The organism is Acinetobacter sp. 161(2023) (assembly GCF_037027805.1).
Classification (GTDB): Bacteria; Pseudomonadota; Gammaproteobacteria; order Pseudomonadales; family Moraxellaceae; genus Acinetobacter.
In genome coordinates this window covers 137,421-162,321 of sequence record NZ_JAZEYD010000008.1, presented here as the reverse complement: position 1 = coordinate 162,321, position 24,901 = coordinate 137,421, and the positions used below count along the sequence as shown (strand labels likewise).

Here is a 24,901-nt window from a genome sequence, read left to right as displayed (position 1 = left end):
GCAAACCCTTGTGCATTTGCGCCGATTATTGGTGCATAAATGTCAAAAAATAGTTGAGTGATGTCATGAGTCTATATGCAACCCAAGATGAAAAGAAACAAGCTGCTGCGAAAGCTGCTTTAAAACACTTGCCCAAAGGTGGCATTTTGGGGGTTGGGACTGGAAGTACCGTAAATTTTCTAATTGATTTATTGCCTGAATTACAATTAGAAGCTGCTGTGGCAAGTTCTCAAGCAACTGCCGATCGTCTTAAAAAATTAGGCATCGAAGTTGTAGATATGAACCATGTGGGTGGTTTAGATGCATATGTTGATGGTGCAGATGAAATTGACCGTCATATGCATATGATTAAAGGTGGCGGTGCTGCATTAACACGTGAAAAAATTGTAGCTTCAATTGCTAAGAAATTTGTTTGTATTGTTGATGATTCAAAATGGGTTGATCAACTCGGACGTGATTTTCCACTTCCAGTAGAAGTTATTCCAATGGCTCGCTCGGCAGTTGCTCGTAAACTAGTGGCTTTAGGTGGTGATCCGGTTTATCGCGAAGGGGTCGTAACAGATAACGGCAATGTGATTTTGGATGTATTTAATCTTAATATTTTAAATGCACTTGATTTAGAAAAAACCATTAACAATATTCCGGGTGTTGTGACTAATGGTATTTTCGCTTTAAACCCAGCAACGATTGCAATTGTTGCAACAAATAATGGTATTGAAGAGCGTACTGCACAGTAATGTCTGCAAAGATGCCAGAAATTAAAATCGTTCGACACGTAAGCGCAAGAAAATTGCGCTTACGTGTCGAGCCTACTTTAATCCGTCTCACGGTTCCTTTGTTTTGTAGTAAAAAACAAATTCAGCAGTTTTTGGCTCAATCTGAACAATGGTTGATCGAGACGTGGAATAAGCAGCAAAACGTCCAATCGGCATCGATTGAAATTCCTTCTGAGATTTATTTTTTTAATAAAGACCAACCGTTTCAGGTCATTGTTCAAAAGCAGCATCGAGTTTTTCAATTCGATTGGGAAAGTAGTTGTTTATTTCTTAAAGACACACAGCCATATTTGGCATTACAAAGTGCAGTGATTGCCTTTGCAAAACAAGAATTGCCAAAACTTTTAAAAGAGTTAAGTGAACACACTCATTTGGCTTATAGGGAATGTACAATTCGCCGTCCTAAAACTCGTTGGGGAAGTTGTAGCAGTCAGCATAATATTATGCTACATGCAGGATTAGTGTTGATGCCTCATGAAATTGCTCGTTATGTCTCTATTCATGAGTTAGCTCACACTAAACATTTTGACCATAGCCCAGCTTTTTGGGCTGAAGTTGAAAAATACGATCCATATTTTCAAAAACACCGCAGACAACTTAAATCAAATCCGTTGCCTGCATGGTGGTATGTCTCAAATTAACTAAAACTACATTCTAGTTGTGGTGTTTGTAAGTTATCAGGTGCTTTTCGGCTATCGAGACCTGCTTTAGCACTCACGATTTTATTTGCTTTAATTGATAATTGTATAAAGTTGTATTGCTGCGTTGAGTTATTGGGTTCGGCTGAACTTGAGTTGAGTAAATAACTTGAGCTTGCAGCATCTGTTTGCAATAAATTGTCTGTACTATCTGCGCTTAACGCAGAGCGATAAGTCTGTGATCCTTTAATAAGTTCGATTTGGCCATTCGCACGGAAATTAAGCTGGCAGCCTGTTGCGGTATCGTCATAGTGACCAACTAAATAGTCCGTAGCAGGTAGTTTTGGGTCAGAAAGGTTAATGCTAGTTAAACCTTGTTTACAAGGATATGCAGAACCATTACAGGTCGCTGTAATACCGCTAAAACCTACAGCACGACGATAATCACCAGCACCATCTATACGGACAAAGTCAGTTGTATTTCCAGCAGGTACGCTCCCTGAATATAGTTTCTTTTGCAGTAGATCATAACCTGTTTGATCTAAACTGGATTGGCTTTGAGCATCTGCCAATTTAAAAGTAGCGGTTTTTAAATTGGTTGCAAAATTATCGCGTGTTGCTTTTTGATTAGCTGCGATATCTAACAGTGTATTTTTAACTGGATCAATATTATCTGGAGCGGGTGTGAAAATAGGAGTGAATGTTGTTTGATCACCATTAAGTTTTTTACCATCTAAAAAGCCATCTTTTAAATCGGTTGCCAAACTTTTAATGAGCTCTTGATATGTGTTTGTTCCACTATGAAAAGTTGACCAATATTGTAAGTAGGCAAAGCTAAGGTAGCTATCTACATATGTACTAGGTTTTGTAGTTGAGTACTGCAATATAGTTAAAAAAGTGAGGGGATTGGCTGGACTTAAACTTGGAATGTCGACATCTTTGAATGCATTAAGTAAAGATCTATAGACATCTTGAGAAGCTAAGTCCACATGTAATTGCTCAATGCGGGTTGGGTCAATCGTCTCTTGGGGAAGTTGACCTGAGCGTACTACAGCTCGTTGGTAAACCGCTTCACTGCTTGGGCTTATGGACAGTGTTCTGCCACTTACGCTGCTTGGCGTAATAAAGGCATGATAAACACCAGAGAAATTTTGATATGTTGAAGTAATTGGATCAAATACTTGAGATGAATCTTGAGTCGTAATTTCTACGCGATATAAACGATTTAATTTAGCGGTAGGAATTTTGACATTAAAGTTGTTTAAACTCGCAATTGAAGTATCTACTACAACAGAGTTAGTGGTGTTGTCATATACTTTTAGTTGGATATTACGTATTTCCACAGGAGATTTCACAGTAACATCAGTCGTTGCCTCAGGAGTAGGATCAACGGGTGTTGGAGTGCTTGATGAGTTGCTGCCACTACTGCCTCCACCTCCGCAACCTATAAGTGCAGCACTTAAAATTAATGTGCTCAAGCCAAGGTAAGTGTGTAATTTTGTTTCTTTTGATTGATGAAGCATCCTAGCTCTCCAAAATTGAATCTGATATTTATTTGCTTGCTGATATTTGTTTAGTTCTGACAGTTGAATAAGTACTATCTAATTGTCGCTAAAATTAAAAAAATTAAAATTACTCGGTATGAAATGGTTTTGTAAGCTTGGACATCCTGTCATACTACTGCACAAGTATAGATTCAAAAATTGAGGTAATGCACGTGATTTCTGTCGGAATTGTTGGTGGAACGGGTTATACAGGCGTTGAACTATTACGTATTTTATTACGACATCCTAAAGCGCAGGTTCGAGTTCTTACTTCACGTACAGAAGCGGGCAAACCAGTTGCAGATATGTTCCCTAATTTACGTGGACATACTGATCTTCAATTTTCAGATTTAAATATTGATGATTTAAAAAACTGCGATGTTGTATTTTTTGCGACACCTCATGGCGTTGCGATGCAGCATGCCAAAGAGTTGGTTGCAGCTGGCACTAAAGTGATTGATTTGGCTGCTGATTTTCGTTTGCAAAATCTTGAGCAGTTTGAGAAATGGTATGGCATGGAGCATGCATGCCCAGATGTTCTGGAAAACTCAGTATATGGTTTGGCTGAATTAAACCGCGAAAAAATTAAACAGGCGCAAGTTATTGGTAACCCTGGTTGCTACCCGACTACCGTTCAATTAGGTTTGGCGCCACTTTTGAAATCAGCGAAAGCATTGATTGAAACAAAAAATATTATTATTGATGCGAAGTCAGGTGTTTCTGGTGCTGGTCGTAAAGCAAGTTTAGGCATGATCTATAGTGAAAATGCTGATAACTTTAAAGCTTATGGTGTTGCGGGTCACCGTCACCATCCGGAAATTGTTGAAGCATTAGAAAATATTTCTGGTCAAAAAGGTGGTTTTGAAGGGCTCCTGTTTGTTCCTCATTTAGTTCCAATGATCCGCGGTATGCTCAGTACAATTTATGTCGATTTGACAGAAACTGGAAAACAAACTGATATTCAGGCATTGTATGAGCAATTTTACGCAAATGAAAAATTTGTTGATGTGATGCCTGCTAACAGTTCGCCTGAAACACGTAGTGTGCGCGGTGCGAATGAGCTTCGTATTGCTTTATATAAGCCGCAGCCGAATAAACTTATTATTCTTGCGGTACAAGATAACCTTGTGAAGGGTGCATCTGGTCAAGCTGTACAAAATATGAACCTTATGTTCGGCTTTGATGAAGATGAAGGCTTACAAGGGATTGGTTTATTACCATAAAAAACTCTTTTTTGCTTCACACACATTTAAATTTCGATTTAAATGTGTGTCTTGACTCTGATCTTAAACACTGAGATGACGATGCAAAACTCTGGACAGACGACTTCGGCAGAAAGTTCGTTGCAAAAGAAAAAATTTTTAAATACCAATAAACCTTTGTTTATTGGCGCGGCTATTTTAATGAGTGGTTGTCTTGCGCTCGGCTATACAATTGGTCACCGTCAAGGTCTGACTGTTGTAGGTTACGATGCAGATGCAGAGCAATTGGTAGATGTCGTGCAAAAGCAAAAAACAGCTTTAGATGCAGTTAATAAAAGCCTGAATGCTGCGGTACAAGAGCGTGATGTTGCTGTAACAAATGCAAATGATCTGTTTAAAGCCCTTAATCAGGCTAATGCTGATAAAACGCAACAAGAAGGTATGAGTAATATCTACCGTGATATCTTGAGGCAGCGCGGTGGTTTAAGCTTGACCATTCAAAATTTGGCGATCAAACCTTTACCTGAAAATGCTTATGAATATCAATTAGATTTAGTGCAAGTGAGCCCAACTAAGCGCCGTGCTTCAGGATCGATTGAGATAAGACTCATTAAAGATACAGAAGTTTTGGTTGTACCACTTGAAGCTAAAAACTTTAACTTTACTGATTTTGAGCGTTTAACAGGTCGTTGGACAATGCCTAAAGGTTTTGTACCTCAATTTATTGAGGTGCGTTTAACAGGCGGTTCTGATACACCAGTTATTAAACGTTTTAGTTGGCAGCGCGGTAAACCTGTCGAAACATCTTCTGCTTTTGTGGCAGAAATTCCTCAAGCTGAACCAAATTCACAATAGTAACATCCTATGCGAACAAATAAGCGTCAAACAAACTTAAAAGATATCAAAGCTTCTTTTCAGCAGTCTGGATATGTCGATTGGCACTTCCATCCACGCTTAAGTGATTCGCAAAACGAAGACCATGACGGAGAGGTTGTTGTACAAACAGCACCTCCTGAACTCAAGTGTCCGCCGTTATATGCAGTTGTATTAATGAATGACGATTACACGCCAATGGACTTTGTAATTGAAATTTTACAACAATACTTTGCAATGAATCTTGACCAAGCAACTCAAGTAATGCTAACAGTACACTATGAAGGTAAAGGTATTGCTGGGGTATATCCAAGAGACATCGCGGAAACCAAAGCAAACCTTGTTAATAATTACGCTCGATCGCAAGGTCATCCATTACTTTGCCAGATTGAGCCTAAAGCATAAGGGGGTTACATGCTCAGTCGTCAATTAGAAGTATCATTACGTTTGGCTGTTAGCATGGCTCGTCAAAAGAGACATGAGTTTCTTACAGTTGAACACTTATTATTAGCATTACTCGACAACGATTCGGCCGTAAATGCTTTAAAAGCATGTGGGGCTGATATAGTTTCTTTGCGTAAAGAATTAGAAGAATATGTAGAACAACATACTCCTAAGCTTGGCGAAAATAGCGAGCAAGCTCCTCATCCAACAGAAAGTTTTGACCGCATATTGCAGCGTGCTATTTTCCACGTTCAATCTAGTGGCGGCGACCGTACTGTTGAAGGTGCAGATGTGCTGGTCGCAATGTATTCAGAGCGTGATTCTTTTGCTGTGTATTTACTTAAACGTCATCAAATCAATCGATTGACATTGACTCAATACTTGTCTCATGGGACGCGTAAAGACGAAGTGCAAGTTGAAGAAGAAGTTGAAGATATTGAAGGTGAAACGAGTACGGGCAATGCAGGGCCATTAGAGCTTTATACGCTGAACTTAAATATTGAAGCGCAAAAAGGCAAAACTGATCCGCTGATTGGTCGTGAAAAAGAAATTGAGCGTACTGCACAAATTCTGTGCCGCCGTCGCAAAAATAATCCATTACTCGTAGGTGATCCGGGCGTTGGTAAAACCTCGATTGCTGAAGGTTTGGCATGGTTAATTGTGAATGGCAAGGCGCCTAAACCTTTGAGTCAGGCTGAAGTCTATAGCTTAGATATTGGTGCATTAGTTGCTGGGACCAAATATCGCGGTGACTTTGAAAAACGTTTAAAACAATTGCTTAATGCTTTGAAGAAAAATCCAAATGCGATTTTATTCATTGATGAAATTCATATGATCATTGGCGCAGGCTCAAGTATGGGCAGCACAATGGATGCTTCGAATTTGATCAAACCGGCTTTGGCTAATGGTACTTTACGTTGTATCGGTTCAACGACGTTCCAAGAATATCGTCAGGTTTTTGAAAAAGATCATGCGTTATCACGTCGTTTCCAGAAAATTGATGTTAATGAGCCAAGTATTTCTGAAACAATTGATATTTTGCGTGGCTTAAAATCTAAATTTGAAGATTTCCATCACGTACAGTATGAAGATAAAGCATTGGTATCAGCTGTAGAGCTTTCTGCTAAATTCATTAATGATCGTTTCTTGCCGGACAAGGCAATTGATGTGATTGACGAAGCTGGTGCTCAGCGTCGTTTGAAAGCTGAAAGCGATGATAGTTTAATTACGGTAGAGAATATCGAAGATATCGTTTCTAAGATTGCTCGTATTCCGCCAAAAACTGTCTCTAAAGATGATAAGTCAGTGCTTGAAAATCTTGAGCGTGATTTAAAACGTGTTGTGTTTGGTCAAGATGAGGCGATTACTGCATTAGGCTCAGCGATCAAGTTATCTCGTGCTGGGTTGAAATCACCAGATAAGCCAGTAGGTAGTTTTGTTTTTGCTGGCCCAACAGGTGTGGGTAAAACTGAAGTGACTAAACAGCTGGCGAAGTTGTTAGGTGTGGAGCTGGTGCGTTTCGATATGTCTGAATATATGGAACGTCATGCTGTTTCACGTTTGATTGGTGCGCCTCCGGGTTATGTGGGTTATGACCAGGGTGGGCTGTTAACTGATGCGATCCATAAGAATCCGCACTGTGTTTTATTGCTAGATGAAATTGAGAAAGCACATCCAGATGTGTTCAATCTCTTGCTGCAAATCATGGATCATGGTGCTTTAACGGATAACAACGGACGTAAGTCAGACTTTAGAAACGTCATTATTGTCCTGACTACGAATGTGGGGGCAGAGAGTATTTCTCGCGCGAGTATTGGTTTTACTGAACAAGATCATAGTTCTGATAACCAAGAAGCAATGAAACGTGCTTTCTCACCAGAGTTCCGTAACCGTCTAGATAGTGTTATTCAATTCAAGTCATTACCAACAACTGTGATTGAGTCTGTGGTTGATAAATTCTTAACAGAATTACAAGCTCAACTGGATGACAAACAAGTTGTACTTGATGTCGATCAAAGTGCTCGTGATTGGTTGGCAACAAATGGTTATGACCGCTTGATGGGCGCACGTCCAATGCAACGCCTCATTCAAGAACACTTGAAGAAACCATTAGCTGAAATGATTCTGTTTGGCGAACTTGCAGATCATGGTGGTAATGTGGCTGTATCAGTGAAAAATGAAGATGGCAAAGCTGTCGGCTTAAAGCTAGAAGTTTTTGAAGATCATCATACGGCAGAACCAGCGTAACTCATGTTAATTGATAGTCTTGCAATAACCCGAATACTGAGTGTATTCGGGTTATTTATTATCACAGCAATTGCTGAAATTCTTGGTTGTTATTTCTCTTATCTGATTTTAAGAGAAGGCAAGTCTGCTTGGCTGTGGCTACCTACAGCTTTAAGTTTAGCTATCTTTGTCTGGCTGCTGACTTTACATCCAGCGGCTTCTGGGCGTATTTATGCTGCATATGGCGGTATTTATATTTTTACTGCTCTCATGTGGTTACGTTTTGTAGATCAGGTCGGATTAACAAGATGGGATATATTGGGTGGTCTAATCGTGCTTTGTGGAGCTGGCTTAATTATTTTACAACCTCAAGGGCTGATTCGTTAAAACAATGAGTGAATCAAATCTTAAGCGTGAAAATAAAAAGTTTTTTTCAAAAAAAAGACTTGTCAAAGCCCTCAACAATGCGTATTTTAGATTTAAGGAACATTTTTTTATATTTGAGATAAAGATGTTAAATCTATCTGTGAACACTAACGCATATTATTATTTTTGGCAATTTAGATAGTTGCCTGAGCGTATTCGGGCATGAGAAAGTTGCCCATCACAGTTAATACCTGATCGGCAACCCCGATCAGGTTTTTTTATGCTTTATCTTTTTTGAATCGAGGAACTTAAAATGAACAACATGACTTATTCATACTTTAGCAACTTTTATTGGTTTTACTTTTGCTTACCTTTACCAACGAATAGATCCAAAACGCTCAAATAAATGATCGGACTGAATAGATTGCAGTCCTAAGGAAAGACCAATGAATGCCCTAAATACTTTATTGACACAAAGCAATACAAAAGAAACACCAGTTAGTTTACCTCTCCAGTTAAAAGCAAAATATCCGCTTGCACATTCTTTCGTGCGTCAAATTGCCGAACATCGCCAAACTATTCAAAATATTCTTATCGGCAAAGATCCTCGATTAATGGTAATTACAGGGCCTTGTTCAATTCATGATCCGGTTGCAGTACTTGAATACGCTGAAAGATTGCAAAAATTACAAGAAAAAGTAAAAGATCAGATTTTTATCGTGATGCGTGCATACATTGAAAAACCTCGTACAACCGTGGGTTGGAAAGGTTTCATGTACGATCCAAATTTAGATGGTTCATCAAATTTACAACTTGGTTTAGAAAAGTCTCGTGAACTTTACCTGCAAATTATTGAAAAGGGTTTGCCAATTGCGAGTGAAATTTTAAGCCCAATGGCAACTGGTTATTTTGATGATTTATTGGCTTGGGGCGCAATTGGTGCTCGTACCAGCGAGTCTCAGATTCACCGTGAAATCTCAAGTCATATGCCATACAGTATTGGTTTCAAGAATGGTACGGATGGTTCAATTCAGATTGCATTAGATGCAATTCAGTCAGCACAAAATGAGCATCAATTTTTAGGAATGAATCAACAAGGCTTGCCTTCAGTGATTCAGAGTGCTGGCAATCCATTACCACATTTGATTTTGCGCGGAGCAAATCATGGGCCAAATTACGATTTAGCTTCAATTCAGGCGATAAGAGAAAAACACAAACAAAATCTTCCTGCATTAGTCATTGACTGTAGTCATGGCAACAGCAGTAAAGATCCGTTGCGTCAGCCAGAAGTTTTACAGCAAATCGTTGCTGAACGTTTAAAAACACAAGTAAAGGGTGTCATGATTGAAAGTCATTTGGTTGATGGTAGCCAAAAGATTTCTTGTGATATGACTTATGGGCAGTCAGTAACTGATGGTTGTTTAGGTTGGGAAAAAACTGAGCAACTTTTATTAAGTGTTTCTGAGCAATTAAAAGTGAAAGAGTTAGCTCACTCTGCTTAAACATTTGTCGACTTAAAAAGGGATCTACGAATAGATCCCTTTATTTTTTAAGAAGCATGTTTTAGTTCTGATAAGAATGTAGTGATTTCATGCCCAAATTTTTTCGGCTCGGTTAATAAAGGCGTATGGCCTGAGCGCTCAAAATATATTGCTTTGGCGTGTTCAACACTATGTGCAATAAGTGTCTGACCAGTTTCTGGATAAAGCGTCGAATTACGACCAATAAAGAAAGTTGTTGGGCATTGTAATTGTTGAATGGCTTCACGATAATCTTCATTGTGATAAAGATAATTTTCGACATACCAAAATAAATAATCTAAACGCTGAATTGGTAATAAATATTTTTGTAGAAAAGGCTGTTTGAGCGCTGTTTTAAAAACTAAAGGGCTAAATGGATTGCTGCTTTGTAACTCAATAAAATCTACCCAAAGACGAACCAGTTCTTGTCGATCTGGAAGCGCTAATTCATAAAGATATTTGGCATTTTTATGCTTTGATAACAATTGATAGATATCATTTAATAATTGTTTGAACTGGGGATGTAGAGGGCCAAATAGACCATATTCCCATGTTGAATCCACAGATATTTTGGGTGTTTGATCGATATGTAAATAGGCCTTTAACTGCTGCGCCAGATGTGCATGTTTCATACCATGCATGGCTGTCGTGGCACCCATTGAATAACCCATCAAGATAAAGTTATCGAGTTTTAATTGTTCTATTAAATGGGCGACATCTTGCCAGTGGCTAGAAATTGCATCTTGTTCAGGGATTGCACAGTTCTTTGAACCCCCAAAACCACGCCAATCTGGAATGATAAACTCATATTCTTTACGGTTTGCATAAATAAAAGGGAGCCATTGCCAGCTTTGCATGCCAAGACCAGATAAAACTAAAACTGGTTCACCACGACCAACACGACGTACAAATAAATTTTCCCGATCGGGCATGGTGTAATATGGCATGACTATTCTCCGGCTACGCTATTTTGGGCAAAGCGTTTTAATTGAGGGATGACTTGTTCCAACCACTTGATCCATTCGCTTTCCATCGTAATCCCAAGTTCTAAGATCATTTTGTGAATGTATAACACACGGTTATCTAGATCATCGTTATCTTTAAAATCCTTATCATAAATACTTTGATAAAGTTTTAGTTTCTCTTGATGTAAACCAAGATGCCTTAATAGCTCAGGTAATATCTGATTATTGCTCAATTGTGCTTCAGCACGCAATCTAACCATTAAATCATCACGAAGCTGCGCGGGTTCACTTTGTTGTGTCATCCATGAAGCTAGTTCAATACGTCCCAATTGTTCAACTTGATAGGTCTTTTTTCGACTATTTTCCATTTCATTTTCTAGCGTTGAAACCCAACCCTTTTTAAGCATGTGATTGAGTTCACGATAAATTTGCTGATGGGTAGCATTCCAGAAAAAACCGATTGAACGATCAAACCGGCGGGCAAGTTCGAACCCTGTACTTGGTCGTTCAAGCAAACTGGTTAATAAAACATGAGGAAGTGACATAGCAATCCGGTTTGTAAGCAAAAGTAAAGTGTGACTGATGAGATTATGCAACATGTTGCATAAAAGTCAAAATTTGATTATAAATTAATGCAACAAGTTGCATTAGCAAGCTTATTGCTAGCCAAAGGAGAAAATATGTCAGCTTATCCGCATTTATTGAAGCCACTTGATTTAGGCTTTACTACTTTAAAAAACCGTGTGCTTATGGGGTCTATGCATATTGGTTTAGAAGAAGCACCACAGGGATATGAACGCATGGCTGCGTTTTATGCTGAGCGTGCAAAAGGTGATGTGGGGTTGATTGTAACTGGCGGTGTTTCTCCGAATGATGATGGTGTTGTATTTAGCCATGGTACGAAGTTGGATACAGTTGAAGAAGCTGAAAAACATAAAGTGATTACCCAAGCTGTTCATGACGCTGGGGGTAAAATTGCTATGCAGATTTTACATACTGGGCGTTATTCCTATCAGGCAAATAACGTTGCTCCTTCAGCAATTCAAGCACCGATTAACCCAATTAAGCCAAAAGCTTTAAGTTCTGCCGAAGTGCAGCAGACCATTGATGACTTTGCAAACTGCGCCAAACTTGCTCAGTATGCGGGTTATGATGGCGTGGAAATCATGGGTTCTGAAGGTTATTTAATTAATGAGTTCATTGCCGCACGTACGAATCATCGTGATGATGAATGGGGCGGTAGTTACGAAAACCGTATTCGTTTTCCTATTGAAATTGTAAAACGTACACGTGCTTTAGTGGGTGAAAACTTTATCATTATTTATCGTCTATCGATGCTTGATTTAGTTGAAGGTGGTTCAAGTATTGAAGAAGTGATTCAGCTTGCAAAAGAAATTGAAAAAGCAGGTGCAACTATTATTAATACAGGGATTGGCTGGCATGAAGCTCGTATCCCAACAATTGCGACCAAAGTTCCTCGTGCTGCGTTTACGTGGGTTACTGAAAAACTTAAAGGTGAAGTCTCTATTCCTTTAGTCACTTCTAACCGAATTAATACACCAGAAATGGCTGAACATGTGTTGGCATCTGGTCATGCTGATATGGTGTCTATGGCACGGCCAATGCTCGCTGATGCTGAGTTTGTCTTAAAGGCAAGTGAAGGCCGTAGTGATGAAATTAATACATGTATTGGCTGTAACCAAGCTTGTTTAGATCACATTTTCTCAATGAAAATTGCAACTTGTTTAGTGAACCCGCGTGCATGTTATGAAACTGAACTTATTTTTAAAGATGCACAAGTCCAAAAGAATATTGCTGTTATTGGGGCGGGACCTGCGGGTTTAAGTTTTGCTGTATATGCAGCTGACCGTGGACATCAAGTTAAAATTTTTGAGGCTAGTCATCAAATTGGTGGCCAATTTAATATTGCAAAGACTGTTCCTGGAAAAGAAGAGTTCTATGAAACCTTACGCTACTTTGCTCGCCAAATTGAGTTACGACCAAACATTGAGTTGATTTTGAACCATAAAGCAACTTATGAAGAATTAAGCCAAGCAAATTTTGATGAAATTGTGGTCGCAACTGGTGTAACGCCTCGTCAATTACAATTTGAAGGTATTGATCATCCTAAAGTACTTAGCTATTTACAAGTTTTAAAAGAACGTGTGCCAGTGGGACAGCGTGTAGCCATTATTGGGGCGGGTGGTATTGGTTTTGATACGGCTGAATATCTCACTCATGAAGGTGAAAGTGGCAGTTTAAATCCAGAAAAGTTTTATGAAGAATGGGGAATTGACACTCAATATGAGCATGTGGGCGGTTTAAAACAGCCAAAAGTTGAGACTTCTGAGCGAGAAATCTATTTACTGCAACGTAAGACTGCTGTTGTCGGTGCAGGTTTAGGTAAAACTACAGGATGGATTCATCGTGCAGGCCTTAAAAATCGCCAAGTTAAAATGCTTGCAGGCGTTCAATACAACAAAGTAGATGATCAGGGCTTACATATCACTATAGATGGGCAACCGAGTGTGCTTGAAGTTGATCATGTTGTGATTTGTGCGGGTCAAGAATCTTTCACTGCAATGTATGACCAATTAAAAACAGAAGGTAAAAATGTTCATTTAATTGGCGGTGCTAAAGAGGCAGGTGAGCTAGATGCAAAACGTGCAATACGTCAAGGTGCTGAATTAGCAGCGACACTATAAATGTTATATGGACATTTCTTTTAAACGGAAATGTCCATAACTTCATTGGTTAAATTACAGGATAAAATAACAATGGCACTTGAAAGAACAAAACAGTCTTTAGAAAAATGGCATCACATGATTCAGGCAGGTAACTTGTCCGAACTAAATGATTTGCTGGCAGATGACGTGGTTTTTCGTTCACCGGTTGCCTATAAACCTTACGAAGGAAAGCAGGTCGTTTTCTTCATTCTTACCAATGTCATTCAGGTGTTCGAAAACTTTACATATCATCGTGAGTTTTATACAGAAGATGGCGAGAATGTAGTGCTTGAGTTCAGCGCTAATGTCAGTGGCAAATCATTAAAAGGTATTGATATGATTCGTTTTAATGAGCAAGGCAAAATTATTGATTTTGAGGTAATGATTCGTCCAATGAGTGGATTAGCTGCATTGGCTGAACAAATGGGTATAAGAATTGCCAAGTTTCAACCGCAATAATTTTAGTAAATAGCCTAAGTAAGATAGAGACTAATAGAATGTGGTTAAAACTTTCAACTTTAGCATTGTTGCCTGTACTTTTTGTGCAGGGAACAAAGGTTCGTAAGAATACACCACGCTTGCTAGAAGCCAGTGGTGAAAGAGAAGGCATGGTTGGCAAGGGCAGACCATTGTCTCTGCTTATTTTAGGAGACTCTGCCGCAGCGGGAGTTGGCGTTGAAACACAACAAGATGCTTTATCAGGCGCAATTATTGCTGAGTTACAAGATCAATATTTGATAAGTTGGAAGCTTCACGCAAAAACAGGTGATACTACTAAGCAGGTTTTTCAAGCTTTACAGCATTTAGAACAGCAAAATTATGATGTTGTTGTTACGTCTATTGGCGTTAATGATGTAACAAAATTAACGTCAGCAAACTCATGGATAAAACAACAAAAGCAATTATTTGAATATATACAAGCACGTTTTCAGCCTAAATTAATTATTGTTTCTGGCGTTCCGCCCATGCAACATTTTCCAGCTTTACCAAATCCATTGGCTTGGTTGTTTGGGAAATATGCGGAGCAAATGAATCAAGTGTTGTATAAATGGGTAGCAGCACAAAACCAATTTAGATTCATTCAATATGATATTGAAAGTTTTCAAGCGATGAACTTACCTATGGCAAGTGATGGTTTTCATCCGAGCAAAGAAATTTATGCAATTTGGGGACAGCAGGTTGCAGCATTAGTGCGGCAATCATTTAACTCATAATCAGAGGTCGTGATTGGATATGGGCATATCTACTTTAAATAAAATTAAAGCTTTCGGTTCAGAATTGTTTGATTCAGTACTCGGTGCTGAACAGCCAAAAGTCTATTATGATCCACAAGGGAAAATTAAAGATGTTTTGGATAAGTTGCCCCAACTTAAACAAAAATATCGTCCTACGCCATGGTTAACTAACAATCATGTCCATCTTTTATATTTCGATATTATTAGAAAAAAAACCATCAAGCTTGAATATGACCGTATTGACCAGCTCAGCATGAAAGATGGTGGTATAACTGCAATCGCATGGTATGGTTATAATCTTCCAGAATCTACTCCTACAGTTGTTGTCATGCACACCATTACAGGGACACCTGAAAGTATGCGTGAATTAGTGAGAGATATTCATCAATATACGGGATGGAGAATAGCACTATGCTTACGCCGTGGGCATGCGGGTTTACCTATGCCTGTACCACAGATTTCTCTTTTTGGGTCAACCAGTGACCTTAAAGAGCAGCTTACGCATATTGAAAGTTTGTTTCCTAAATCGGATTTGTACGCAGTCGGTTCCTCTGCTGGCACAGGATTATTAGTTCGTTATTTGGGTGAGCAAGGCACTGACACACCATTTAAAGCTGCTTTTGCAATGTGTCCAGGCTACAACACAGAGATTGGCTTTAAAAATGTTCACCCGTTTTACAGCAAAATGATGACCAAAAAGTTATTCAAATATTTTATTCATCCTTATCAAAGTACTTGGAATCAGATTGCTTCTTTAGAAAAAGTTCTTGCAACGACTAGTCTCGAAGAGTTTGAAAAAGAATACTTTGAAATGGCTGGCTTTCAGGACTATCAAAGTTATTGTCAGGCAATTAATCCAATTTATGTATTTGAGAATGTCAAAATTCCATTAATGATTCTTAATGCTGAAGATGATCCAGTATGTTCTATTAAAAATTTAGAACCTTATAAAGAAACGATTCAGCAAATGAGTAATATTGCAGTGATAACCACTAAAAAGGGAAGTCATTGTGGTTTTTACGAGGGTTGGAAAAGTACTTCATGGGCTGCTAAATTAATATCGAATTATTTTATGGTTGACCATAAAAAGTGACGGTATTGCCGTAATTGGTTCAATAAAGCCCATTCAATAGATGGGCTTTATGACTTGATTGGGTCAGGATAAAAGTAATTTTGAATTTTTTAGTCCAATTTTGATTTTGGTACTCGCAACGAGGTCTTTTTCATCTGTTTGGTTGGGGTGGAAATCAAAGCGATAATAGTCAAAAAATTTAGGGATCAATGCTCTATATTGTTTATTAGCAAAACTAAAAAAATTACGCCAAGAGTTGAGGTTTAGAAGTTGGCGATCTCGTTTCATAAGAATGAATTGATAGGATGTTGAGAAGCCAGTAATTAAAAGTAAACTTAAAGTGAAAACAGTGATACGTGGGAGATATGCGCTCAGCCCACTTCCATATAAGTGTTGATAAAGATCAAAGGCCACAGCTTTATGTTCAGTTTCTTCAATACTGTGCCATAACCATAAATTACGAATAGTTGAATCCGTCATTAGTTCATTAACAGACTGCATCATGTTAACCACAAGTACAGCTGTATAGTGTTCTAAGCCAACAGTGACAAGCAGGTTCCATTTTTTACTAAAAACTTTTTCAATACTCTTTAAAACAAGACCTGTTACTTTTTCTAAAGATTCGGGATCTAAGCCATGTTGTTGTGCACTCACGTGAAAAGCATGATGTTCTTTAGAATGCATGGCTTCTTGGCCAATAAAAGCACTGATTTCACGATCTAGAAGTTCATTCGACTTTGCTTTGGCGCGTAAAGCTCGGACTGAACGAACAAAATATGATTCACCTTCAGGAAACAGAGTAGATAAGCCAGTAAAATAATGGGTAAGAGAGGGTTCATTATTACACCAGTAACGAGGTGTATTTTCAAAATTATAGTCCATACGACGGACTGGAAATGAGGCAAGTGCACGATTTGATACAGTAGTCATTTTAAGCTCCAATCTTCTTTTAATTGAGGTTCCAAAAAGGAACTTGGTAAAAAGCTACATCTCAGAGTGTGGAACGTCAATGCTTTTTCAAGTGAAAGAAGTAGATTGTCCTAAATTGATATCTGGGAAAACTTTAAAGACAAATTGGAATAAGAAAAGTAAAACTGATTATTGAATTGATAATTTTAATAATATTTGAAAAGCCCAAATCAACTGTTCAATTTGGGCATATTCGTACGAGAGCTTAGTTTTTAAGCGCTGGTGTAGCAGCAGCAATTGCAGCGGCAACAGCATCATCTTCAGTTTGAGATGGTTCTGCTGGCTTAGCTGGTTTTGACTGAGCTTTTTCAGGCTTCGGTTCTGCTTTTGGCTCAGGTTTAGGTTCTGGCTTAGGCTTCGGCTCTGCTTTAGGTTGTTCAGAAACAGTTGTTTGTGAATTTTGCTCAGAATGGGCAGGGCGAGTTTCACTACGAATTACAGTTGTAGTATTCGCAGTTTCCTCGTGATGAACTTCAACTTGCGTTGGTTCCTGAGTTTGAGCTTCTTCAGTTTTAACACTTTCTAAAGACTCAAATTTTGCAGGTTCAGCAGGCTTAGGTTCTGAAACAGCAGTTTCAACCTTTTCTTGCTTTTCTTCAGGTGTTTCTTTTTTGACGCATGCGGTTAACAATAGTCCAGCCGCAATTGCAGCGCAGATTAAAAGTTTTTTATTTGCCATTGCCCTAAACAACATTTAATTGAGGAGCTCGCATTATAACAGCAAAAGAGAATGAAAAAATCATGTGAGATTGACCTAATTTTTTATTAAAAATGCTGATAGAATAGCCAGTTGTTTAATGATCTTTGAATTGGTGCGGTTTGACTTTGCTTTATAGGGGCAGAGTACAGTAAAATTGCCCAACATTGTAGGCCGATTTCGGCTTGATTGTACGAGAAACTTAATGACCCATTTTATTTTTGTTACTGGTGGTGTGGTTTCATCGCTAGGTAAAGGTATTTCTGCTGCTTCAGTTGCTGCACTTTTGGAAGCCCGTGGCTTAAAAGTCACAATGGTTAAAATGGATCCTTACATTAATGTCGATCCAGGGACAATGAGCCCTTTCCAACATGGTGAAGTTTTTGTCACAGAGGATGGTGCCGAAACTGATCTAGACTTGGGTTATTACGAACGTTTCTTACGTCGTGCTAAAATGACCAAACTGAATAACTTTACCAGTGGCCGTGTATATCAAGATGTTCTAAATAAAGAACGTCGTGGTGATTACTTAGGTGGTACGGTTCAAGTTATTCCACATATTACAGATAACATTAAAGAACGTGTACTTCGCGCAGGTGAAGGTTACGACGTTGCAATCGTAGAGATTGGTGGTACGGTTGGTGATATCGAATCACTTCCATTTATGGAATCAGTTCGTCAGTTAATGGTTGAGCTTGGTCATAAACGTACCATGCTAATGCATTTAACATTGTTGCCATATATCAAATCTGCGGCTGAGTTAAAAACCAAGCCAACTCAACATTCAGTGAAAGAGCTTCTTTCAATTGGTATTCAGCCAGATATTTTAATCTGCCGTACTGAATATGATGTAGATGTTGATACTAAACGTAAAATTGCATTGTTCACTAACGTGGAAGCGCGTGCCGTTGTGGTATGTAAAGATGCGAAAACGATTTATCAAATTCCACGTACATTCTATGAACAAAACGTTGATGACTTGATTTGTGAACGTTTTGGATTTAATGATCTTCCAGAAGCTGACTTAACCGATTGGGATAATGTAGTTGAAGCATTACTAAATCCTGAATACACGGTACGTGTTGCGATGGTTGGTAAATATGTAGAACTTCCAGATGCTTATAAATCTGTGAATGAAGCACTTTTACATGCTGGTATCCAAAACCTTGTGAAAGTACAGATTGACTATGTCAATGCTGAAGAACTTGAAACTCAAGACGTTTCTATTTTGCAAACAGCTGACGCAATTTTAGTCCCAGGTGGCTTTGGTGAGCGTGGTACTGAAGGCAAAATGAAAGCTATTCAATATGCACGTGAAAACAAAATTCCATTCTTGGGTATTTGTTTAGGCATGCAATTGGCTGTAATTGAATATGCACGTCATGTTGCAGCAATGCCAGAAGCATCTTCTACAGAATTTAACCGTTCTACAAAGTATCCATTGATTGGTTTAATTACCGAATGGTTAGATGAGCGTGGCGAGTTACAACAACGCAGCGTAGAATCTGATTTAGGTGGAACTATGCGTTTAGGTGCACAAAAATCTGAATTGGTTGAAGGCACAAAAACTCGTGAAGTTTATGGTAAAGCAGAAATCACTGAGCGTCATCGTCACCGTTATGAAATGAATAACCGTTTCATTGAGTCGATTGAACAAGCGGGTATGAAGATTTCTGGTTACTCTACGGCACAACATTTGGTTGAAACTGTAGAAATTCCTGAACATCCTTGGTTTATTGCTGTACAATTCCACCCGGAATTTACAAGTTCACCACGTGATGGACATCCATTATTTGCTAGTTTTATTGGCGCTGCGAAAACTCAGCATCAAAAAAGTAAATAATGCGATTTTAAATAAACTGGGAAAGTTTAAATGTCACAATTAAAACCACAAGAAGTTGTACGTTTAGGCGATATACAAATGGCAAATCATTTGCCATTTGTATTATTTGGCGGAATGAACGTACTTGAATCAAAAGATTTAGCTTTCGAAATTGCAGAAACTTATGTGGATATTTGCAAACGCTTAGATATTCCTTATGTATTTAAAGCAAGTTTCGATAAAGCAAATCGTTCTAGTCTGCATTCGTTCCGTGGTCCTGGACTTGAAAAAGGTATTGAATGGTTAGGTGATATTAAAAAGCATTTTAATGTACCTATCATTACTGATGTTCATGAGCCACACCAAGCTGAAGCAGTGGCAGAGGTAGCTGATATTATTCAGTTACCTGCTTTCTTAAGCCGCCAAACTGATCTTGTTGAAGCAATGGCGAAAACACAAGCTATTATTAACATTAAGAAAGCTCAGTTTTTGGCACCTCATGAAATGCGTCATATCCTGAATAAATGTTTAGAAGCAGGAAACGATAAACTTATTCTTTGTGAGCGTGGATCAGCATTTGGCTATAACAACCTTGTTGTAGACATGCTTGGCTTTGACATCATGAAAGAAATGAATGTTCCTGTTTTCTTTGATGTAACACATGCGTTGCAAACTCCTGGTGGTCGTGCTGACTCGGCAGGTGGTCGTCGTGCTCAAATTACAACCTTAGCACGCGCTGGAATGGCAACAGGATTGGCTGGATTGTTCTTAGAAGGTCATCCGGACCCAGAACATGCAAAATGCGATGGACCTTGTGCATTACGTATGTCGCAGCTTGAGCCGTTCTTGGCGCAAATAAAAGAATTGGATACTTTAGTTAAAGGATTCAAAAAGTTAGATACCCATTGATGCAATAATCTGCATCTTGTTATTTATTCAACAGAGGAATTGTTCATGAGCCAAATCGTTGACATCCGTGCACGTGAAATTTTGGACTCTCGTGGTAACCCAACCATCGAAGCAGACGTAATTTTAGAATCTGGGGTTGTTGGTCGTGCATGTGCACCATCTGGTGCTTCAACTGGTTCTCGTGAAGCTTTAGAACTTCGTGATGGCGACAAAGCACGTTATTTAGGTAAAGGTGTTAAAACTGCGGTTAACAACGTAAACACCATTATCCGTGATGCTTTAGTGGGTAAATCAGTATTTGAACAAAAAGACATCGATAATACGATGATCGAACTTGATGGTACTGAAAACAAAGAAAAATTGGGTGCAAATGCAACTTTAGCTGTGTCATTAGCTGCTGCACGTGCTGCTGCTGATGAAAAGAAAATTCCTCTTTTCCAATACATCGCTGACTTACGTGGTCAAACGATTTTGACTATGCCTGTACCAATGATGAACATCATCAATGGTGGTTCGCATGCAGACAATAACGTTGATATTCAAGAGTTTATGATTGAGCCAGTAGGCTTCACTTCATTTGCTGAAGCATTACGTGCTGGTGCTGAAATTTTCCATTCACTAAAATCAGTGTTAAACAAAAAAGGTTTAAACACTGCTGTGGGTGATGAAGGCGGTTTTGCACCAAACTTGCGTTCAAACGAAGAAGCAATCACTGTTATTCTTGAAGCTATTGGTCAAACTGGTTACAAAGCTGGTTCTGACATTATGTTGGCGCTTGACTGTGCATCTTCAGAATTCTACAAAAATGGTCAATACATTCTTGCAGGTGAAGGCAATAAAGCATTCACAAGCAACCAGTTCTCTGACTATTTAGCGGGCCTTGTAAACCAATATCCAATTATCTCAATTGAAGATGGTTTAGATGAGTCAGATTGGGAAGGTTGGTCTTACTTGACATCAATCTTAGGTGACAAAATCCAATTGGTGGGTGATGACTTGTTCGTTACAAACCCTAAGATTTTACAACGTGGTATTAATGAGAAAGTAGGTAACTCTATCTTAATCAAGTACAACCAAATTGGTACGTTGACTGAAACTCTAGATGCAATTTACCTTGCTAAAGAAAATGGTTATACCACTGTAATTTCTCACCGCTCTGGCGAAACTGAAGATTCAACTATTGCTGACTTGGCAGTAGGTACAGCGGCTGGCCAAATTAAGACTGGTTCACTTTGCCGTTCTGACCGTGTTTCTAAGTATAACCAATTACTTCGTATTGAAGAATTGACACATGCTGCTTACCGCGGTAAAGCTGAGTTTAAAGGTTTAAACTAATCTTTAAATAAAAAGTTAAAATTAGTTTTTTAACATTTTAAGGTGCTATTTCTCTATTCTATTAGGAAATAGCACCTTTTTTAATTTATAAAAAAATAAGTTAGTTTTTCATTTTTTAGGACTTCTTTTATACATCTGAAAAATACAAAAATTCTATCTTTTATCGCCTTTTTAGAAAAACCTAATATCTGATATTTATAATACTCAATTGTTTTTATTATCCTAGACGACGGTTTTTTAATGACTTAGCCCAACTATGGTGTTTGCAACGAGAACACTCTTGATCGAGTGTATTTAGAATTTTCGTTTCACCACATTTCATACATGAATAAAAAGTATTGATTTTAAGCACGTCAGCTTTGCAATAAGCATCAGGGAATAGGGGGAGTCCCCATTTTACCTCTTCATCTTCATAGTACAGTAAGCTAAGGATACCGTCAGACTCAAGTAAGGCTGTTCTCACTTGACCTAAATGTTCAACATTTTGTTGGCGCATTTCTGAGAAAAACTCATCATGTGAATATGATTGTTTCTGGAAATCTTTGTAGACTAAAAGTCCATCTTTGACTACGCAGAGGGCTTTTCCTTCCAATAAGTCTTCAATTTTCTGATGTTTCACCATGGCCCAAGTTACAAGACGATAGAGAAAAAGAATAACGATAAATGCGACTAAAGCATGTGCGATAGGCAAGTCCTTGGTAAACATTGGGTCACCAGCAGCCGAACCTAAACATAAAATAATTGCGAGTTCAAATAGAGAGAGTTGGCGAATACCTCGTTTACCTGAAAGTCTTAGAAAACTAATAATAATGATAAACATGACGAAACATCGAACCAAAATTTCCAGAACGAAGGTCCAGGTAGTGTCACCTATGAAAATATTAAAAAAATCCATTTTTTTTCCTTTTTTAATAGGTTGAAGAAATCTTTATGAAATTCTTAGCAAATTAAAAATAGAAAAAATATACTTTTTGAGTAGTTATTGGTTAAAAATAAGAAAGATATGGAACTTTATGGTATAAAAATCTGAACAAGGAATTTATAAAATTTAATAAAAATTGTCAGTGTATCTTTGAAGATGCTTTCTAGGTTTATATATAAATATTTTAAGCTATTTCAAAAGAAGGGCTATAGTACATTTTTAAAACATACACTATTGTAGACTCATAATTATTATTTTGGTTATTTATGCATGATCTATGTAGCACTTGCAATTATTGGGGTTCTGTCAGGAGTAATTAGTGGGGTAGTGGGAACTGGATCATCTATTATTTTATTACCTATTCTTGCTTATATTTTTGGGCCGAAGCTTGCAGTGCCAATTATGGCAATTGCTTCAATTATGGGAAATATTTCACGTGTAATAATGTGGCGTAATGAACTTAATATTAAAGCATTTCTTTTATTTATAAGCCTTGGGATACCTGCAACGGTTCTTGGAGCCAATACATTATGGGTAATGTCACCGATGTTATCTAATTTATGTATAGGCCTATTTTTCTTATGTTTAATACCGATTAGACATTATACCAAACGCCATAATTTTAAATTTAGTTCTTGGCAAATGGTAATTGCAGGTGGAATACTAGGCTATATAACGGGGATTGTTTTTTCAACGGGTCCACTACTACTTCCGATTTTTAATGGTTTTGGTTTAACGAAGGGAGCACTTTTAGCGACTGAAGCAGCAGCCTCGTTTGGTATTTACTTAACTAAAAGTTTAACTTTTGGGGCACTTGGTGTTTTGCAGCAAAATATCTTAATTGCTGGAGTTGCTGTGGGGACTTCGTTAATTATTGGTAATTATATTGGTAAAACATTTGTAATAAAGATGTCGGAAAGAACATTTAATTTATTGTTAGACTGTATGTTAATGGTTGCAGGGCTCTCAATGATATTTGCAGTTATTACTTTGAAATAAAATTACTTTTTTTAATTCTTTTACTGTGAACGTATCAAATGAATAATCCATATATGAATGATACTAAAGCTACTCTTAGTCCAGCTTATGCGAATTTCATCATTTCACGTAACTCAAAATGTGCTCATTCAAGATGAATATTCATATTAGTGCATCAAGATTTTGCTGCTCGGTGGTCATGAGATTTAAATAACTTTTCTATTGTGGCTTCTTTTTCTAAAATTATTAGATAGCTTTTTAGATGGACTTTTTTGGTATTTGCCTAGCATCATTTCCTTATACTTTAGATTGATCTTAAGTCCATAGATTGATTTATAAGCAGTTGTACTTATAAATATTATTTCCCTTTCAAATTCCATTCATTTTTGACAAAATGAAACATGTCACAATGGTCAATTAAAGTAATATGCCCATTAATAATTTTGCTTAAATTTTTGCAGGAATTGCGTATGTTACTTGTTAATTACTATACAATACAAACTCTTAACGAAAGTTTTTAATTAAAAATCTTAATGATATGTTAGAAGTATTTCGATCCACTTCAAGCAAACTGATATTGCTACTTGTTATTGTTTTAATAGCTATACTGCAATATCAATTTTGGTTAGGTGAGGGTGGTTATATCCCTCATCAAGCTCTCATGCAACAAATTCAGCAACAAACTGATGTAAATGAAGAGCTTAAAGAACGAAACCGTATTTTGGCAGCAGAGGTTTTTGACCTGAAAAATGGTACAGAAGCAATAGAAGAGCATGCTCGCCTTGATCTTGGTTTGGTTAAACCTCACGAGACGTTTGTTCAAATGAGTACAATCAGTACCCATTATAAGCCTATTTATATTGACCCGAACGCTAAAGTTGATTTGGAAACGAATGAGACACCTGCATCCCCAGATATCCCAGACTAAATTGTGGGCAGTGATTCCAGCTGCAGGATCAGGAAGTCGATTTTCTAAAACTGAATTGAAGCAGTATCAATATATTCAGGATAGGACTGTTTTAGAACATACTATTGGCCGTATAAGTCAACTTCCATTAAATGGTTACGTTTTGGCAATTGGTGCACAAGATACCTTTGCTCAGACTCTTGCATTTCAAAATATAGATAAGGCGCATTTTTGCACTGGTGGGGCTGAGCGAGTTCATTCAGTGTTAAATGCTTTAAATCATCTTTTAAATTTTGCCGATGAAAATGATTGGGTCCTTGTGCATGATGCGGCTCGCCCTTGTGTAACCATTGATTGTCTAAATGCACTTGTGGCAAATGCAATTGAATCAAATGAGAGTGCTATTTTAGCAATTCCTGTTCGTGATACTTTAAAGCAGGTTAAGTCAGGTAATCAAATTGATAAAACGGTAAGCCGAGATTTATTGTGGCAAGCTCAAACTCCTCAAATTACTAAAATCGGTAAACTAAAAAAAGCAATTGAACATGCTTTAGAAAATAACGTCACTATTACCGATGAGGCAAGTGCACTCGAGTATATGGGTGAAACTGTACAGGTCGTGATGGGGCGCTCGGATAATATAAAAATTACCTATCCCGATGATTTAGAACTTGCGCGTTTGATTCTTCAATCTCAGTCTTAATTCTATTATTTTTTAACTTGCTTGGATGATTTGCCCATCTAAGCAAGTTTTCTACATATCTATTTATAACCA

The 24,901-nt window shown here is 37.9% G+C and carries 24 protein-coding genes; 18 read left to right on the top strand and 6 right to left on the bottom strand.

What is annotated here, in order from left to right:
• Positions 1–65: 65 nt before the first annotated feature.
• Both rpiA and WA249_RS09825 read left to right on the top strand, forming a co-directional pair.
• Positions 66–737, top strand: coding sequence for a ribose-5-phosphate isomerase RpiA (gene rpiA, locus WA249_RS09830; protein ID WP_336168315.1), 672 nt, complete (start codon positions 66–68; stop codon positions 735–737).
• Complete coding sequence (locus WA249_RS09825; protein ID WP_336168314.1) at positions 737–1,417, top strand: YgjP family zinc-dependent metalloprotease; 681 nt, start codon at positions 737–739, stop codon at positions 1,415–1,417. The genes rpiA and WA249_RS09825 overlap by 1 nt, the downstream gene beginning before the upstream one ends.
• Here WA249_RS09825 and WA249_RS09820 read toward each other — a convergent pair.
• On the bottom strand, positions 1,414–2,937 hold the full coding sequence (locus WA249_RS09820; protein WP_336168312.1) for a hypothetical protein: 1,524 nt from the start codon (positions 2,935–2,937) through the stop codon (positions 1,414–1,416). The genes WA249_RS09825 and WA249_RS09820 overlap by 4 nt on opposite strands.
• 188 nt (positions 2,938–3,125) lie before the next feature.
• Between WA249_RS09820 and argC the strand changes: the two genes are divergently transcribed.
• The 6 genes from argC (at position 3,126) to WA249_RS09790 (ending at position 9,571) form a co-directional block, all read left to right on the top strand.
• Positions 3,126–4,181, top strand: coding sequence for an N-acetyl-gamma-glutamyl-phosphate reductase (gene argC / locus WA249_RS09815; protein ID WP_336168310.1), 1,056 nt, complete (start codon positions 3,126–3,128; stop codon positions 4,179–4,181).
• A 75-nt stretch (positions 4,182–4,256) separates the two neighbouring features.
• Positions 4,257–5,015, top strand: a complete 759-nt coding sequence (locus WA249_RS09810) for a DUF6776 family protein (protein ID WP_336168407.1) — start codon at positions 4,257–4,259, stop codon at positions 5,013–5,015.
• Between the two features lie 9 nt (positions 5,016–5,024).
• The gene (clpS, locus tag WA249_RS09805; protein WP_336168308.1) at positions 5,025–5,438 is read left to right on the top strand and encodes an ATP-dependent Clp protease adapter ClpS; all 414 of its coding nucleotides are present in this window, start codon (positions 5,025–5,027) and stop codon (positions 5,436–5,438) included.
• A gap of 9 nt (positions 5,439–5,447) precedes the next feature.
• Positions 5,448–7,724 (top strand): ATP-dependent Clp protease ATP-binding subunit ClpA, encoded by a 2,277-nt coding sequence (gene clpA / locus WA249_RS09800; RefSeq protein ID WP_336168307.1) that lies wholly within the window; start codon positions 5,448–5,450, stop codon positions 7,722–7,724.
• 3 nt (positions 7,725–7,727) lie between these two features.
• On the top strand, positions 7,728–8,090 hold the full coding sequence (locus WA249_RS09795) for a YnfA family protein (protein ID WP_336168305.1): 363 nt from the start codon (positions 7,728–7,730) through the stop codon (positions 8,088–8,090).
• A 425-nt stretch (positions 8,091–8,515) separates the two neighbouring features.
• Positions 8,516–9,571 (top strand): 3-deoxy-7-phosphoheptulonate synthase, encoded by a 1,056-nt coding sequence (locus WA249_RS09790; RefSeq protein WP_336168303.1) that lies wholly within the window; start codon positions 8,516–8,518, stop codon positions 9,569–9,571.
• 47 nt (positions 9,572–9,618) lie between these two features.
• Here the strand turns inward: WA249_RS09790 and WA249_RS09785 are convergent, their stop codons facing one another.
• The gene (locus tag WA249_RS09785; protein ID WP_336168301.1) at positions 9,619–10,536 is read right to left on the bottom strand and encodes an alpha/beta fold hydrolase; all 918 of its coding nucleotides are present in this window, start codon (positions 10,534–10,536) and stop codon (positions 9,619–9,621) included.
• A 2-nt stretch (positions 10,537–10,538) separates the two neighbouring features.
• Complete coding sequence (locus WA249_RS09780) at positions 10,539–11,099, bottom strand: PadR family transcriptional regulator (protein ID WP_192835690.1); 561 nt, start codon at positions 11,097–11,099, stop codon at positions 10,539–10,541.
• Positions 11,100–11,234: 135 nt separating this feature from the next.
• On the opposite strand from WA249_RS09780, the gene WA249_RS09775 reads away from it, so the two are divergent.
• The 4 genes from WA249_RS09775 to WA249_RS09760 all read left to right on the top strand — a co-directional run bounded on the left by WA249_RS09775 (position 11,235) and on the right by WA249_RS09760 (position 15,608).
• Positions 11,235–13,259, top strand: a complete 2,025-nt coding sequence (locus WA249_RS09775; RefSeq protein ID WP_336168299.1) for an NADPH-dependent 2,4-dienoyl-CoA reductase — start codon at positions 11,235–11,237, stop codon at positions 13,257–13,259.
• 72 nt (positions 13,260–13,331) lie between these two features.
• Complete coding sequence (locus WA249_RS09770; RefSeq protein WP_336168297.1) at positions 13,332–13,739, top strand: nuclear transport factor 2 family protein; 408 nt, start codon at positions 13,332–13,334, stop codon at positions 13,737–13,739.
• A 38-nt stretch (positions 13,740–13,777) separates the two neighbouring features.
• Positions 13,778–14,494, top strand: a complete 717-nt coding sequence (locus tag WA249_RS09765) for an SGNH/GDSL hydrolase family protein (protein ID WP_336168295.1) — start codon at positions 13,778–13,780, stop codon at positions 14,492–14,494.
• 19 nt (positions 14,495–14,513) lie between these two features.
• Entirely contained in the window at positions 14,514–15,608 is a 1,095-nt protein-coding gene (locus WA249_RS09760; protein WP_336168293.1) for a YheT family hydrolase, read from the top strand.
• A 63-nt stretch (positions 15,609–15,671) separates the two neighbouring features.
• Here WA249_RS09760 and WA249_RS09755 read toward each other — a convergent pair whose 3' ends face one another.
• Together WA249_RS09755 and WA249_RS09750 are read right to left on the bottom strand one after the other, a co-directional pair.
• The gene (locus WA249_RS09755; RefSeq protein WP_336168290.1) at positions 15,672–16,517 is read right to left on the bottom strand and encodes a metal-dependent hydrolase; all 846 of its coding nucleotides are present in this window, start codon (positions 16,515–16,517) and stop codon (positions 15,672–15,674) included.
• A 244-nt stretch (positions 16,518–16,761) separates the two neighbouring features.
• On the bottom strand, positions 16,762–17,235 hold the full coding sequence (locus WA249_RS09750) for an internalin (protein ID WP_336168288.1): 474 nt from the start codon (positions 17,233–17,235) through the stop codon (positions 16,762–16,764).
• A gap of 223 nt (positions 17,236–17,458) precedes the next feature.
• On the opposite strand from WA249_RS09750, the gene WA249_RS09745 reads away from it, so the two are divergent.
• Genes WA249_RS09745 through eno form a run of 3 tightly spaced genes read left to right on the top strand, consistent with a single transcriptional unit; the run spans position 17,459 to position 21,319 of the window.
• Entirely contained in the window at positions 17,459–19,096 is a 1,638-nt protein-coding gene (locus WA249_RS09745; protein WP_252612810.1) for a CTP synthase, read from the top strand.
• A gap of 30 nt (positions 19,097–19,126) precedes the next feature.
• Complete coding sequence (gene kdsA, locus WA249_RS09740; protein ID WP_003652054.1) at positions 19,127–19,984, top strand: 3-deoxy-8-phosphooctulonate synthase; 858 nt, start codon at positions 19,127–19,129, stop codon at positions 19,982–19,984.
• Positions 19,985–20,029: 45 nt separating this feature from the next.
• Complete coding sequence (eno, locus tag WA249_RS09735; RefSeq protein ID WP_336168283.1) at positions 20,030–21,319, top strand: phosphopyruvate hydratase; 1,290 nt, start codon at positions 20,030–20,032, stop codon at positions 21,317–21,319.
• A gap of 217 nt (positions 21,320–21,536) precedes the next feature.
• On the opposite strand, the gene WA249_RS09730 is transcribed toward eno, so the two are convergent.
• Positions 21,537–22,214 carry a DUF421 domain-containing protein gene (locus WA249_RS09730; RefSeq protein WP_336168281.1) on the bottom strand — a complete coding sequence of 226 codons (678 nt, stop codon included), beginning with the start codon at positions 22,212–22,214 and terminating at the stop codon, positions 21,537–21,539.
• Between the two features lie 297 nt (positions 22,215–22,511).
• On the opposite strand from WA249_RS09730, the gene WA249_RS09725 reads away from it, so the two are divergent.
• The 3 genes from WA249_RS09725 (at position 22,512) to ispD (ending at position 24,829) form a co-directional block, all read left to right on the top strand.
• Positions 22,512–23,240 carry a sulfite exporter TauE/SafE family protein gene (locus WA249_RS09725; protein WP_336168279.1) on the top strand — a complete coding sequence of 243 codons (729 nt, stop codon included), beginning with the start codon at positions 22,512–22,514 and terminating at the stop codon, positions 23,238–23,240.
• Between the two features lie 517 nt (positions 23,241–23,757).
• On the top strand, positions 23,758–24,147 hold the full coding sequence (ftsB, locus tag WA249_RS09720) for a cell division protein FtsB (RefSeq protein ID WP_336168277.1): 390 nt from the start codon (positions 23,758–23,760) through the stop codon (positions 24,145–24,147).
• Complete coding sequence (gene ispD / locus WA249_RS09715; protein WP_336168275.1) at positions 24,113–24,829, top strand: 2-C-methyl-D-erythritol 4-phosphate cytidylyltransferase; 717 nt, start codon at positions 24,113–24,115, stop codon at positions 24,827–24,829. Before ftsB ends, ispD begins: the two co-directional genes overlap by 35 nt.
• Positions 24,830–24,901: the final 72 nt, after the last annotated feature.